The organism is Gymnodinialimonas sp. 57CJ19 (assembly GCF_038396845.1).
Taxonomy (GTDB): Bacteria; Pseudomonadota; Alphaproteobacteria; order Rhodobacterales; family Rhodobacteraceae; genus Gymnodinialimonas.
This window is the reverse complement of record NZ_CP151587.1, coordinates 3,175,153-3,188,038: the sequence shown is the minus strand read 5'-3', so window position 1 is coordinate 3,188,038 and position 12,886 is coordinate 3,175,153. Positions and strand designations below refer to the sequence as shown.

General features: G+C 61.8%; 16 protein-coding genes. 4 read left to right on the top strand and 12 right to left on the bottom strand.

The features are described from left to right. Positions 1 to 6: 6 nt before the first annotated feature. Together AADW23_RS15575 and AADW23_RS15570 are read left to right on the top strand one after the other, a co-directional pair. The gene (locus tag AADW23_RS15575; RefSeq protein ID WP_341861858.1) at positions 7 to 1,203 is read left to right on the top strand and encodes an RSP_2647 family RNA methyltransferase; all 1,197 of its coding nucleotides are present in this window, start codon (positions 7 to 9) and stop codon (positions 1,201 to 1,203) included. Beyond that, positions 1,200 to 1,760: an RSP_2648 family PIN domain-containing protein gene (locus tag AADW23_RS15570; RefSeq protein WP_341861857.1), complete on the top strand. Its 561-nt coding sequence runs from the start codon at positions 1,200 to 1,202 to the stop codon at positions 1,758 to 1,760. The genes AADW23_RS15575 and AADW23_RS15570 overlap by 4 nt, the downstream gene beginning before the upstream one ends. 88 nt (positions 1,761 to 1,848) lie before the next feature. On the opposite strand, the gene AADW23_RS15565 is transcribed toward AADW23_RS15570, so the two are convergent. The 8 genes from AADW23_RS15565 to AADW23_RS15530 all read right to left on the bottom strand — a co-directional run bounded on the left by AADW23_RS15565 (position 1,849) and on the right by AADW23_RS15530 (position 7,708). Next, complete coding sequence (locus AADW23_RS15565) at positions 1,849 to 2,547, bottom strand: M48 family metallopeptidase (protein ID WP_341861856.1); 699 nt, start codon at positions 2,545 to 2,547, stop codon at positions 1,849 to 1,851. A gap of 52 nt (positions 2,548 to 2,599) precedes the next feature. Next, the gene (locus AADW23_RS15560; RefSeq protein ID WP_341861855.1) at positions 2,600 to 3,193 is read right to left on the bottom strand and encodes a DedA family protein; all 594 of its coding nucleotides are present in this window, start codon (positions 3,191 to 3,193) and stop codon (positions 2,600 to 2,602) included. Beyond that, positions 3,190 to 3,495 (bottom strand): hypothetical protein, encoded by a 306-nt coding sequence (locus tag AADW23_RS15555; protein ID WP_341861854.1) that lies wholly within the window; start codon positions 3,493 to 3,495, stop codon positions 3,190 to 3,192. Before AADW23_RS15555 ends, AADW23_RS15560 begins: the two co-directional genes overlap by 4 nt. A 41-nt stretch (positions 3,496 to 3,536) precedes the next feature. Then, complete coding sequence (locus AADW23_RS15550; RefSeq protein WP_341861853.1) at positions 3,537 to 4,721, bottom strand: VWA domain-containing protein; 1,185 nt, start codon at positions 4,719 to 4,721, stop codon at positions 3,537 to 3,539. Positions 4,722 to 4,734: 13 nt separating this feature from the next. Further along, positions 4,735 to 4,899, bottom strand: coding sequence for a YtxH domain-containing protein (locus AADW23_RS15545; RefSeq protein ID WP_341861852.1), 165 nt, complete (start codon positions 4,897 to 4,899; stop codon positions 4,735 to 4,737). A 23-nt stretch (positions 4,900 to 4,922) separates the two neighbouring features. After that, positions 4,923 to 6,290 carry a DUF2927 domain-containing protein gene (locus AADW23_RS15540; RefSeq protein WP_341861851.1) on the bottom strand — a complete coding sequence of 456 codons (1,368 nt, stop codon included), beginning with the start codon at positions 6,288 to 6,290 and terminating at the stop codon, positions 4,923 to 4,925. 11 nt (positions 6,291 to 6,301) lie between these two features. Beyond that, a complete protein-coding gene (locus AADW23_RS15535) occupies positions 6,302 to 6,751 on the bottom strand; it encodes a GNAT family N-acetyltransferase (RefSeq protein WP_341861850.1) in 450 nt (149 codons plus the stop codon). A gap of 114 nt (positions 6,752 to 6,865) precedes the next feature. Continuing rightward, a complete protein-coding gene (locus AADW23_RS15530) occupies positions 6,866 to 7,708 on the bottom strand; it encodes a MoxR family ATPase (RefSeq protein ID WP_341861849.1) in 843 nt (280 codons plus the stop codon). Positions 7,709 to 7,871: 163 nt separating this feature from the next. Between AADW23_RS15530 and dksA the strand changes: the two genes are divergently transcribed. Together dksA and AADW23_RS15520 are read left to right on the top strand one after the other, a co-directional pair. After that, positions 7,872 to 8,294, top strand: coding sequence for an RNA polymerase-binding protein DksA (gene dksA, locus AADW23_RS15525; RefSeq protein WP_341864343.1), 423 nt, complete (start codon positions 7,872 to 7,874; stop codon positions 8,292 to 8,294). An 84-nt stretch (positions 8,295 to 8,378) separates the two neighbouring features. Beyond that, positions 8,379 to 9,530 (top strand): FAD-dependent monooxygenase, encoded by a 1,152-nt coding sequence (locus AADW23_RS15520; protein ID WP_341861848.1) that lies wholly within the window; start codon positions 8,379 to 8,381, stop codon positions 9,528 to 9,530. Position 9,531: 1 nt separating this feature from the next. On the opposite strand, the gene dtd is transcribed toward AADW23_RS15520, so the two are convergent. The 4 genes from dtd to AADW23_RS15500 all read right to left on the bottom strand — a co-directional run bounded on the left by dtd (position 9,532) and on the right by AADW23_RS15500 (position 12,882). Beyond that, complete coding sequence (gene dtd, locus AADW23_RS15515; protein ID WP_341861847.1) at positions 9,532 to 9,975, bottom strand: D-aminoacyl-tRNA deacylase; 444 nt, start codon at positions 9,973 to 9,975, stop codon at positions 9,532 to 9,534. Continuing rightward, entirely contained in the window at positions 9,972 to 10,901 is a 930-nt protein-coding gene (locus tag AADW23_RS15510) for a carbohydrate kinase (protein WP_341861846.1), read from the bottom strand. The genes dtd and AADW23_RS15510 overlap by 4 nt, the downstream gene beginning before the upstream one ends. A gap of 178 nt (positions 10,902 to 11,079) precedes the next feature. Further along, a complete protein-coding gene (locus tag AADW23_RS15505) occupies positions 11,080 to 12,222 on the bottom strand; it encodes a TFIIB-type zinc finger domain-containing protein (protein ID WP_341861845.1) in 1,143 nt (380 codons plus the stop codon). Between the two features lie 108 nt (positions 12,223 to 12,330). After that, entirely contained in the window at positions 12,331 to 12,882 is a 552-nt protein-coding gene (locus tag AADW23_RS15500; RefSeq protein WP_341861844.1) for a cytochrome b/b6 domain-containing protein, read from the bottom strand. Positions 12,883 to 12,886 lie beyond the last annotated feature (4 nt).

Genomic DNA, 12,886 nt, shown 5'->3' with positions numbered 1-12,886 from the left:
GGCGCTATGACAGCGCCCTCTTTTCCCGTTCTCCGCCTTAAACCCAAGGCCGACGCCCGCCGTATCCGCCATGGCCACCCCTGGGCCTGGGCCGATGACCTCGTCCTTGATCGCCGCTCCAAAGCCGTGCCTGCGGGCGCTTTGGCCCTTCTGGAGGATGCCGAACGGCAGCCCATGGGCATTGGCGTGGCCACCGTCAACGCGCGCATCGGCCTGCGGGTTCTGGATCGTGCTCCCGGTGCCGTGATCGACACCGACTGGCTGCGCGCCAAGATCACCCGCGCCGTGGCCCTCCGTACAGCGCTCTATGACGCGCCGTTCTACCGCCTGATCCATGCCGAGGGCGATGGTCTTCCCGGCCTGATCGTGGACCGTTTCGGCGACACCTTGGTGATGCAACCCAATGCGATCTGGCTTGAAGAGCGGCTCGATGATCTGACAGCACTGCTGCTGGAGGCCACCGGCGCCACCACTTTGATCAAAAACGGCACCTCCCGCGCCCGCGCATTGGAGGAACTGCCCGAAGAAATGCTCACCCTGGCCGGCACCGCTCCCAAAGGCCCGATCGAAGTGCCGATGAACGGTGCCATCTACATGGCCGATGTCATGGGCGGCCAGAAAACCGGCCTGTTCTACGACCAACGCCCGAACCACGCATTCATGGCGAATCTCTCCAAGGACGCGCGCGTTCTAGACGTGTTCACCCACGTAGGCGGCTTCGCCCTTGCCTCGCTCGCGGCAGGCGCAAAAAGCGCGCTGGCCGTCGATGCCTCCGAGCCCGCGCTGTCGCTGGCCGGGCAGGGGGCCGCCGCCATGGGCTGCGCCGACCGGTTCTCAACCCGCCAGGGAGACGCCTTCACCGTGATGGAGGCTCTGGCCGCAGAGGGCGCGAAATTCGACGTCGTAATTGCCGATCCCCCCGCTTTCGCGCCATCGAAACCGGCGCTCGACAAGGGCCTGCGCGCCTATGAACGCGTCGCGCGTATCGCTGCCTCGCTGGTGGCGGAAGGCGGCACGCTGATGCTCTGCTCTTGCTCTCACGCGGCCGATCTGACGAAGTTCCGCGCCTCCTGCATCCGTGGCATCGGTCGCGCAGGCCGCGATCCCCGGATCATCTACACCGGATTTGCCGGCCCCGATCACCCGGTCCACCCAAGCCTCAGTGATACGGGCTACCTCAAGGCGCTCGCGTTTACCCTATGAACGCGGGCTCCCCGTTGCCGGTCGTCGTCATCGACGCCTGTGTGCTCTACCCTACGGTGCTGCGCCAAATCGTCTTCAGCTGCGCAGAAGAGAGCCTTTTCACGCCGATCTGGTCCGAGCGTCTGCTGGAGGAATGGACCCGCGCCGCGGCCCGCAATGGCGGCGCGCTGGATGAACAACTGGCCAAATCCGAGGCCTCAAGCGCCAACTTGCGGTTCCCCAAGGCGCTCACGCCCCCCGGCGACGAAGCACCCCTCTGGCTGCCCGATCCCGCCGACATCCACGTGCTCGCCACCGCGGTCCAAGGCGGCGCGTCCACGATCCTGACCCAAAATCTCAAGGATTTCCCGGCCCGCGAACTCTCGGGCTACGGCGTCAAAGCCACCGCGCCCGATCCCTTTCTGATGGACCTCTGGCTCACCCATCCCAAAGCCGTCGCCCAGGCCGTCGCCACCACCCATGCCGAGGCCGAGCGCCTCTCAGGCCAAACCCTCCCACTGCGTGCGCTGCTCAAACGGGTCAGGCTCCCCCGCCTCGGCAAAGCACTGTCGGCCTAGCTTCATCTTTTTAAAAATATCGCGGGGGTAGGCGCATCTTCAGATGCGCCAAGGGGGCTGGCCCCCTAATTTCCAACCATAAAACCCGTCACTCCGATGGCAATTCAGACCGCCACCGAGCTTCCATCGCCTCAATCGCCGCGATCCGTTCTGCTGTCTTGGGGTGGCTCATCAACCATGCCGGCGCGCCACCGCCCTTCAAACCCGCCAAATGCTCCAGCTTCTCGAACATCGACTTCTGTGGCGCAGCCCCAAGCCCCGCCGAAACCATCAAGGACGTGGCATAAGCGTCGGCTTCATATTCGTCCTGTCGGCTCAACCGCGCCGCCAGCAACGCCCCCACAGCGTTGCCGATCATCGGACCGATACCGGGAATGAACCGCCCCAAAACACCCGCCAACACCGCTCGCACCGCGTTTTGGCCGGAGAAATCAATCATCCGCCGCCTTGTGTGCCCCAAGGCAACATGGCCCAACTCATGGGCTATCACGCTGGCCAACTCCTCGGCCGTAACTTCGCCCGCAAGGTAGCGATTGTAGAACCCGCGTGTCAAAAAAATCCGCCCATCGGGGGCAGCCAGCCCGTTTACGGCATCAACCTCGTAGACGTTCACACGGATGTTATCGACACCCAGAACCTTCGCAAATTTTTCGGTAATCTCGCGCAACCGGGCGTCGGCCAACTCAGTGGAGCGTGCATCAAGGTCGCGATTGGTGCGCCAGGCCGAGAACATATAGCTCACAAGGCCGTAGCCCACGGCAAGAAGGATCGGGGTCAGCTTCAACATACCTCAGATATGGGGCGCGCGGCTCGGTGCGGCAATGGCAAATGCCAACAGCTCAGGACGTGGCTCTGACCCGGCGCATAAGGGCCACGCCCAAACCCACCGTCACCAAACCCGCCACCAGAAAGCCCGAGGTGTTGCCAAGCAAGGTCGCAAGGTCTTGCACTCGGTCACCGAACAGGTAGCCGAGCCCCAGATAGAAGCTGACCCAAATTGCCTCCCCCGCCGCGTCCCACAGCAAGAAGCGGGGCCAACGCATTCGAACCGAACCTGCCACGATATTGACGTACGGCCCCAAGGGCGCGAACAACCAGGTCGAGAAGAAGACCCCAAGTCCGGCCTTCTGGCGCAAGGTTTTCTGCGCTTTGGCAATCACCTTCCCTCGGGAAGGGCTTCGGCCCCAACGCGCCAAAAGCGCGGCCCCGCTGGTGCGCCCCAAAAGATAGCCAGTGTTGTCGCCCAACACTGCCGCAGTCCACGCCGCAAGCCATAGCTGCGCCGCCTCCAGATCGCCTGCCGCCACAAAGGCGCCCGCCGACAGCATCACGATCGAGGTCGGGATCGGAACCAGAAGGCAAGAAAAGAAGGCGCAAAGGGCCACGATGATCGCCCCGTAAGTGGCCACAAGGGCAAGGGCGGTTTCGGTCATTGACCAGACGCCCGATGGGCTGCGATCGCTGTATTGATCTGGGCAATGATGTCCGACAAAGGCACGCTGCGTTGATCGGCGAGGTCTTGCAGCCGGATCGGTCCCCGGTCGGCATCGGTCAGGTTCAGGGCGTCGCGCATGATTTCCCTTGGAACGCTCCAAGACATGCCGACGTAGCCGGGCGTCATCCAGCCAGCGATAGGCTGCTCCACATGGCGCGGGTCAGCCCAGTAGATCGCCTTTCGTGCGGCATTCACCCCAAAGAACAGCGTCGAGAGCAGCGCCAAGGTGAAGGCGGTCATCAACCACGGTGCCTTGGCCCAAGCGGCCCGAAGGCGCGCGATCAGCGGCCCAACTCCCGCATGCCCCGGTCGATGCCCTCAAGGGTCATGGGGACCATACGGCCCTCGAATATCTCATCAATCATCTGGGTCGATTGCGTGTAGCGCCAGTGCCGTTCGGGCGTTGGGTTGATCCACATATGATCCGGCCACTGGGTGCGGGCCCGTTGCAACCATGTGCTGCCCGGTTCCTCGTTCCAATGCTCATTGGCGCCGCCCGCAAAGGCGATCTCGTAGGGGGACATCGCCGCGTCGCCCACGAAAATGCATTTATAATCAGATCCGTAGGTGTTCATCACCTCGAAGGTCGGGATCGTCTCTGTCCAGCGTCTGCGGTTGTCGCGCCAGACGCTTTCATACAGGCAATTGTGGAAATAGTAGTATTCGAGGTGCTTGAACTCGGCCTTGGCGGCGCTGAACAATTCCTCCACCACTTTCACATGGTCATCCATCGACCCGCCCACATCCAAGAACAGGATCACCTTCACCGCATTGCGCCGCTCGGGCCGGGTCTTCACATCCAGATAGCCGTTTTCAGCCGTGGCGCGGATGGTCCCGTCGAGGTCCAGCTCCTCCGCCGCGCCGTTACGCGCCCATTGCCGCAGCCGTTTGAGCGCGACCTTGATGTTGCGCGTGCCCAGTTCCACATCGCCGTCCAGGTTCCTGAAATCGCGCTTGTCCCAGACCTTCACGGCCTTGCGGTGGCGGCTTTCGTGCTGCCCAATGCGCACGCCTTCCGGGTTGTAGCCATAGGCGCCGAAAGGGGACGTGCCCGCCGTGCCGATCCACTTGGAGCCGCCTTGGTGGCGTTTTTCTTGTTCCTTCAAGCGCTCGCGCAGGGTCTCCATCAGCTTGTCGAAGCCGCCTAACGCTTCAATCTCGGCGCGTTCTTCCTCGGACAGGTGCTTCTCGGCCAGCTTTTCCAACCACTCCTGCGGGATTTCCGTAGCTTCCAGCACATCTTCTGCACTGATCGCCTCCAGCCCGCCAAAGGCGTGGGCAAAGGCCTGGTCGAAGCGGTCCAGATGGCGTTCATCCTTCACCATCGCCGCGCGGGCGAGGTAGTAGAACCCGTCGATGTCGTAGGTTACCAGCCCCACAGAAACGCCTTCCAGAAACGCGAGGTATTCGCGCAGGGAAACCGGGATGCGGGCGGAGCGTAGGGTTTGGAAGAAGGGCAAAAACATGGGCGTAGCCTAGCTACTGAGGGGCCGGGATCACAAGCATAAGAAGGGTGCCGATCAGAAAGCCGATGATCGCAATCACCGCCCCATATTGCGCCATGTCGGCCGCGTTGCCGCCTTTGCGACGGGCCAGAAATACGCCGATGACAGCGCCCAGAGCGGCGCCAATGAAGTTCAGCATGGGATGTCCTGCCTTTGGCCTGTTTACCTGCCGGGCGACAATGCCGCGACCTCGGTCAGCCGTGCGCTGACGGCTGCGTTCGAGCCGAAGCCATAGCGGCCCCAAGCGAGGCTATCAAGCCGAACGCTTCGGGCCTCGGAAGCGCGGCCCGTGTCGTCCAGCGCCTCGGCGCGGATCATCAGTAGCGTCGACAGAAGCGAGGCGTTTTGCGCCTGAGTGGCGGCGGGCATGGCGCGTTCGGTCAGGCGCAACGCCTCGGTCGTGCGGCCAGCGGACAACGCGAAGGCGGCCAGTTGCATGTCCACATGGGCCGATTGGATGCCGCGGGGGGCGACCCTTTCAAAGATGGTCGAGGCCGATTGGAACGCTTGGATCGAGGTTTCCACATCGCGCGACAGGGTCAATCGGCCCAAGGCGAAGTAGCTGAAGGCAAGGCGCGTGTCGGTCCATTGGCGTTGCTGCGCCATGCGCAGGGCACGTTCCGCCGCCGTGATCCGTGCCTCGTCCGACGAACCCGGCCCAAGGGCTGCTTCAATCGCGGTGATCCACGCCCGCGGCGTCTCCGAGCCTTGGCCCCCCGCAACCGATCCGCCGCGCGGATTGTGACGGGCAAGGATGCCGGGCAGGGCGGCGGAAACCTGGCCGCGCGTCATGCCAGAGCGAAGCGCCCCGTCATAATACGTGCGCAGGACCAGCATATCGAAGCCCGTCAGCACGGCGTTGAAGTTGTCATCGTTGAACACGGAATCCGACAGCCGGTAGAGGTCGTTTAGCGGCCCGAGGGCTTGGGCGATCTCCTCGTGCAGGCAATCGCGTACCTCTTGCGGGGACACGTCGGAGGGGATGAAAACGGCGACCCGTTCGCGGGTATCCAAGGTTGTCCAATCCAGCGTCCGACCCGACCGGGCGCGGCGGAACTCGGACCAGGAACTGACGCGCGGCACCACGAAACACGCGGCCTGCGGCACCACACGCTGCATCCGGGCACGGGGCATGGTCTCGATCGTGATGGAGGCCGTGGCGCTGGAGCTGCGGGAAATGTCGATCCCGGCTTCAGTCCGAAGCCTGCTGAGCAACTGATCGAGGTCCGCGTTCAGCGAGGCAGGCGCGCCAGAGGTCACGGCGACAGTAATGGGGCCTTCAAAACGGCTCATCCGGTCAATGACGCGGCCCGATTCCATCTGAAACGTCAGATCAAGAAAATCCGCCGCGATAGAGGTATTGGACCGCGAAGGTGACGCCACGCGGGGGCTGCCAAAGGTGTTCATCGCGGGAAGGTTCGCTGGCGTGGCCGCCGCCCCACGAGCCGGAACATCCGTTGCAGCGGTGGGCGCACAGGCCGAAAGGGCGAGGGCGAAGAGGGGGGCCGATAGGGTCAGAAAACGGAACAAATACGTAGCTTTCAATTTCTAGAGTATTTCATGAAATCAGTCGGTTGCGCGATACGATCGTAAAGCGTGCGCGCGGTGGTGTTAGTCGTCTGGGTCAGCCAGTAGACGGTGCCGCGCCCCTTGGCGTCGGCATCGGCGTAGACCGTTTCAATCAGCGCCCGTCCCAGGCCGGTGCCACGCGATTGCGGGGCGGCAAAGAGATCTTGCAGATAGGTCACCTGCTCAGCCCGCCACGAATGGCTGTGAACGACGATATGAGCGAATCCCACCAGCTTGCCGTCTTGCTCTGCGACCCAACCTTGCAGATCATCCCGTTCCCCGTCGATCAGGCGCGAAAACAGCAGATCATCATGGTCGTCGGCGACGTCCGCCCCATAGAACTCAAGGTACCCACGCCACAAGGCGCCCCAAGACGCTCTGTCCGCTGCCCGTAAGGGGCGAATGTCGAATGAAGCGGTCAAATGGAGGTCTGCCTTAACCTTGGGGTGGTGCCTTACGCGCAAATTGCCTCGTGATTATGGCAGGAATCAGGCAGCCTGAAAAACGTTCGCGAAACAATACCGGCGAATGACCGCCTACCGTTGCCCACGCGCCATAAATGCCAACCTTTCAAACAGCGCGACATCCTGCTCATTTTTCAGCAATGCCCCATGCAGCTTCGGCAAGGCCGAGGCCCCATCGCGGCGCAAATCTTCGGGCTGCAAATCCTCGGCCAGCAGTAATTTCAGCCAATCAAGCACTTCCGAAGTCGAGGGCTTTTTCTTCAAACCTTGCTGATCGCGGATCTCGTAGAATTGTGTCAAAGCGGTGGTCAGAAGGGCGGGTTTAATGCCGGGGTGGTGGACCTCTACGATCTTCTTCATCACCTCCATTTCGGGGAAGCGGATGTAATGGAAAAAGCACCGGCGCAAGAACGCATCGGGCAGTTCTTTTTCATTGTTGGAGGTGATGATGACGATGGGCCGAACACGGGCTTTCACGGTTTCGCCGGTCTCGTAGACGAAGAATTCCATCTTGTCGAGTTCTTGCAGAAGATCGTTCGGAAACTCGATGTCCGCCTTGTCGATCTCGTCAATCAAAAGCACGCATTTGTCAGTGCGTTCAAAGGCTTGCCAGAGCTTCCCCTTCCGAATGTAATTGGCAACATCGTGGACACGTTCTTCGCCCAATTGGCTGTCGCGTAGACGAGAGACAGCGTCATATTCATAAAGACCCTGCTGCGCCCGAGTGGTGGATTTGATGTGCCATTCGATGATCGGAAGGTCCAAGGCGCTGGCCACTTGGCGGGCCAGTTCCGTCTTGCCTGTACCCGGTTCGCCCTTGACCAAAAGTGGCCGCTCCAGGGTTACGGCGGCGTTCACCGCCACGGTCAGGTCTTGGGTCGCAACATAGTCGGCGGTGCCGTCAAATCTTAACAAGGTGTTTCCTCTCAACCGGGCAGGGGTGGTTTATAAATTGGCTACCTCACACACTATCTAGGTGACAAGCCACCTTTGCGGGTGTAATCGACCGCCACGGGGATACATGGACTGGCGGAGGTTAGACACCATGGTTGAAAAGAACCCCATTGAGGGGAGCGACATGAAAGCAGAAGTTTTTTTACCGGATGACTACCGTCCTGCCGAAGACGAGCCATTCATGAATGAACGCCAGGTGGAGTATTTCCGCCGGAAGCTATTGAACTGGCGCGACGATCTGCTTGACGAAAGCCGCTCGACGGTGACGACGCTACAAGACGGAACACGCAACATTCCTGATGTGGCTGACCGCGCGTCTGAAGAAACGGATCGGGCGCTGGAACTGCGCACACGCGATCGCCAACGTAAACTGATCGCCAAGATCGACCAGGCGCTCAGGCGTGTGGAAGAAGGCGAATTCGGGTATTGTGAAGTGACCGGTGATCCGATCTCGCTCAAGCGGTTGGATGCACGCCCCATTGCCACGATGAGCCTTGAAGCACAAGAACGGCACGAGCGCCGTGAAAAGGTGCACCGCGACGACTGAGACGGCCGCGACAGCGGGCCGCTTGGCGTTTTGGAAATTGAAGGGGCACCCATCGCGGGTGCCCTTTTCGTTGGGAGAGGTAAGATGTTGGTTGGCAAGCAGATTACAGTGATTGGCGGGGGCATCGGCGGCTTTGCGACGGCTTTGGCCTGCGCGCGCCACGGGGCGTCGGTCACGATACTGGAACGGGCCGAAACGATTGCCGAGGTCGGCGCAGGGTTGCAGATATCGCCCAACGGTTGGGTCGTGTTGAAGGCGTTGGGGCTGGCCGATGAGCTGGCCGCCACCGCAACGAAAGGCATGGCGGTTTGCCTGCGGGACTTCCGCCACGGGGCAGAGGTATTTCGGATGCCCCTACGTGATCCGTTTCATTTCGTCCACCGCGCCGATCTGATTGACGCCCTGCAAAACGCTGCGATTGATGCGGGCGTGCAGGTCCGTCTTGGTGTTCAGGTGGCGCAAGTTGTGGCCGAGGAGCATGAGGTTCATCTGACCCTTGCCGATGGTACGACAGAAGTGCACGGGCTGACCATCTCTGCTGATGGCCTGCACTCGGCGGGACGCGCGCACCTCAACCCGCGCTCAAAGCCGTTTTTCACCGGGCAAGTGGCCTGGCGTGCGCTGGTCCCGACAGAGGCGCTACCGCCAGAGGCCCATGTCTTCATGGGACCGGGCCGGCATCTGGTGCGCTACCCTCTGCGTGGCGGCGCGTTAACCAATATCGTCGCCGTGGAAGAACGCGACGCCTGGGCGGCAGAGGATTGGGATTTGACCGACACGCCGCGCAACCTACGCGCGGCGTTTACGGATTTCTGCCCTGAAATCAGGGACCTATTGGCAGACGTTGAAGCGCCGAACCTTTGGGGCCTGTTTCGCCACCCGGTGGCGAGCCAATGGTGCAATGGCCCCTTGGTACTGCTTGGTGACGCCGCGCATCCGACCCTGCCGTTTCTGGCGCAAGGGGCGAATATGGCGCTGGAAGACGCTTGGGTCCTGGCCGAAAGCCTTGCGGGGATCGACGATGTGGGGCTTGCGCTGCACAGTTATCAGTCGGCGCGCAAATCCCGGTGCGCCAGGATCGTGGAGGCGGCCAACGACAACGCCACCAACTACCACCTGCGCCCCGGTCCGTACCGGTTTGCGGCCCATACCGCCCTTCGTGCGGCGGCGCGTTTTGCCCCGCACGCGGTGACCAATCGCTTCAACTGGCTCTATCATCACGACGTGACGCGGTAGGTCAGGTGGCGGTATCCAGCCAGATCGTGACCGGCCCATCGTTGATCAGGTGAACGTCCATATCGGCGCCAAATGTGCCGGTTTCCGTGGCAACCCCGAGCCGGCGAAAACACTCGGCGGCGTGCAGATACAGCGCCTCTCCGATCTGCGGGGCAGCAGCGGCGGAAAATCCGGGGCGGTTGCCACGGGACGTATCGGCGGCCAAGGTGAACTGGCTCACAACAAGCACCCCGCCGCCCTCATCAACGAGAGAGCGGTTCATTTTGCCCGCGTCATCTTTGAAAATTCGCACTTTGGAAATCTTGGTGACCAGCTTTTCGGCCGCGTCCTGCGTGTCGCCTTCCATGGCGCAGAGCAGGATCAGCAGGCCGGGACCGGTTTGGCCGACCACTGCGCCGTCAACCTCGACCCGCGCTTCATGGACGCGCTGAAGAAGCGCTCTCACAAGAGCTCATCCCGGCGCGGCGGATTGGCGCCCGCACGGGTCACGGTGACAGCCGACGCCCGCACCCCAAGGGTCAGGGCCGATCGCAGGGTATCTTCGTCCAAGCCATTGACGATCTTGTCTTTGTCCAACGCACCGGCATCATCAAGCCCGGCCAGAACGCCCGCGTTGAAAGTGTCGCCAGCGCCCACCGTGTCCACCACCTGCACCTTGTTGGCATCGACGTGAATGTCGCCGCCGGCATGGAAGGCGGTGACACCGTCGGAGCCCTGGGTGATGAGCACGATGGCGGGGCCTTTGGCGCGCAGTCGCTCGGCCAGAACCGGCAGGGAATGGTCCCCAAGCAGCCACCGCAGATCCTCGTCCGAGGCTTTGATAATATCGGAATGGGCCAGAATTTGATCGAGCCGGGCGCGGAAGCGGGCCTCGTCGGCGATGAAGCCGGGGCGAATGTTGGGGTCGATCATTACGACACGGTTTTGCGTATGGGCTTGTTGGATCAACGCGGCGTAGGCCTCGGCGCAGGGTTCAACGGCAAGGGAGATGCCGCCGAAGAAACAGGCTTTGGCAGCATCCGGGATCGTGGGCAGGTCGGCCTCTGTCAGCATTCTTCCAGCGGTGTTTTCGTCGTAAAACGCGTAGCTGGCCTGACCATCGGTAAGGGTCACAAAGGCCAGCGTTGTGGGGCGGTCGTTGCGGTGGGCCAGCGCGCTGCCGACACCATTGGCCATCAACACCCCATCGAGGCGTTCGCCAAAAAGGTCGGTGGAGAGGCCCGAAAAGAACTCGGTCTGCGTTCCCAAACGAGAGAGAGCAATGGCCGTGTTGAACACCGAGCCGCCGGGGTAGGGCGCAAAGGCAGCCTCGTGGGCCTCGGTTTGACGGGGCAGCATGTCGATCAGGGCTTCGCCGGCGCACAGGATCATGGGGTCTCTCCATCTTGGTTGCGGGTGAGTGTTAGCGGTAACAGGCCCATGGGGGAAGCCTGTTGTTACCTCAATCGCATAACAATGACCAAACGGCTCATCCGCGCAGCGTCTTCGCCGCGTGGATGATGACGGCGAAGACGCCCTGCGGATGAGCCGTTCGCCTTACGAAAAGAGATCAGCGATCCATCAGCTCCAGACCATAAAATACGGCACCAGCGATCACGATGGCCCCAAGAACGGCCAGTGCAATCTTGCCCCAGCTATAAGGACGCTCGCCCTGTACCTTGCCGTTTTGAGCGTTGACCACGAAACGATAACTTTTGTCGTGGTACTTGTAGGCGGCGATCCAGACGGGCAGCAGAATATGCTTGAAGGTCACGTCATCCACATGGGTGTTCATCGCGTCGATTTTCTGGGCGTCCCCGCCGATATCTCGGCGAATGTCGCGTTCAATCTGGGCGTTCATGATCGCCCTTGCCTCGACCATGCCCTCGTCCAACTCCACCGTGTAGCCTTCGGCGCGAAAGCCCGACAGGAACTCGGGCCGATATTCCGCCAGCGCACTCAGATCCCAGGGCGCCAGCGCATCGGTATAGCGTTTGGGCAGCGATTTGGAGGCGAGCACGAGGATATCGTCAAAGAACCGGCTGACCCGTCCCGATGCGCGGGTCCAGCGGATGCGACGTTCTTGCCGGGGCTTTCCATCGGGGCCTTTCACCGTCACGTAATAGGCCGTGCCCTTTTGGCCGCGATAGCTGGTGTTTGTGTCGGCATCGTAGGTCCAATAAGGCACATAAATCCCGTCGAGGCTGCTCTCCTTCCGGGCATATTCCTTTAGCCCGCCGGGGGCGAACCAAAGCCCGCCAAGCCAGTCGTTCATGGCCTTTTTCGCCTCGCGCTCGGTCAATTGGAACGGCACCAGCCCCTTGGGCTTGATGTGGCGATGGGTGCCCGTATCCGCCACCACAGGCGTCGCGCAGAAAGGGCATTCCTGGCTGTGATCGGCCCCGTCAAACTGCACCTGCGCCCCACAAGAGGGGCAGGCGGAGACCCGGGTTTCTTCCATCTCGGCGGCAGCAACTTCGCCGCGCAAGGCCGCCTCGAAATCGTTCTCTACAAGGGCCGAGCTTTCGCCAGCGGTTTCACCGTTCCAGGGGCCATCTTCGACTTCGATCGGTTCCTCGTTGCCACAGTGATCACAGATCATCTTCCCCTCGGTCGGGGCGTAGCGCATGTCAGAGCCGCAGTTGGAGCAAGGAAAACGATGTTCATCCTCGGGGCGGGCGGGCTCGGGCGTGCTATCAAAGGTATCGGACATGGGAAAAGGTCTTCCGGTGGAATGCGTGATGAACCCAGTGTCTTGCGAGTTGCGGCCAGATTCAAGCAGGGAAATCCGCCGCTTGGCACAGCCGCGCTGACGTCGCCGTCACAAGAACCGATGCAGCGCCTTGGGGGCCATGATCCGTAGAGCATTGTCGCGCAGGTGGATGTGGCGCCAGATATGGAAGCCCGCGTGCAGCAATGCGATCAAAGCCAGCACGTAGAATTGATAGACATGGACCCACGACACGACGCGGTGGGCCTCCGGCAGATCCAACGGCGGCGCGATGGGCAAAAAACCCCCCGCTCGCAGCATCACGGCCGAGGTCAGCCCCAATCCAAAGCCTGTCAGGGCCACGCAAAACAGCCCCCATATCAAGCTCTTATGCAACATCGGATGCAGAGCCCGGGCGCGGGGCGGCAGCTTGGGACCGGGGCGCGAGGCCAGCCCCCGGCAGAGGTGCGAGACTGTCCACAAGAGGGCAAGGGTCACGAAAATCAGCCCATTGATCGAATGCAATTGAAACCATCCCGGGCCCAACCGGCGCAGGGCATCGGGATCGGCGAAAATGAACCAGATAAAAAACGGGATGATTCCCCAGTGTAGCAGCTTCAGGCGAGTGCGGCGGTTGGGAAGGCGGAAGGGGAACAGGGACATCGGG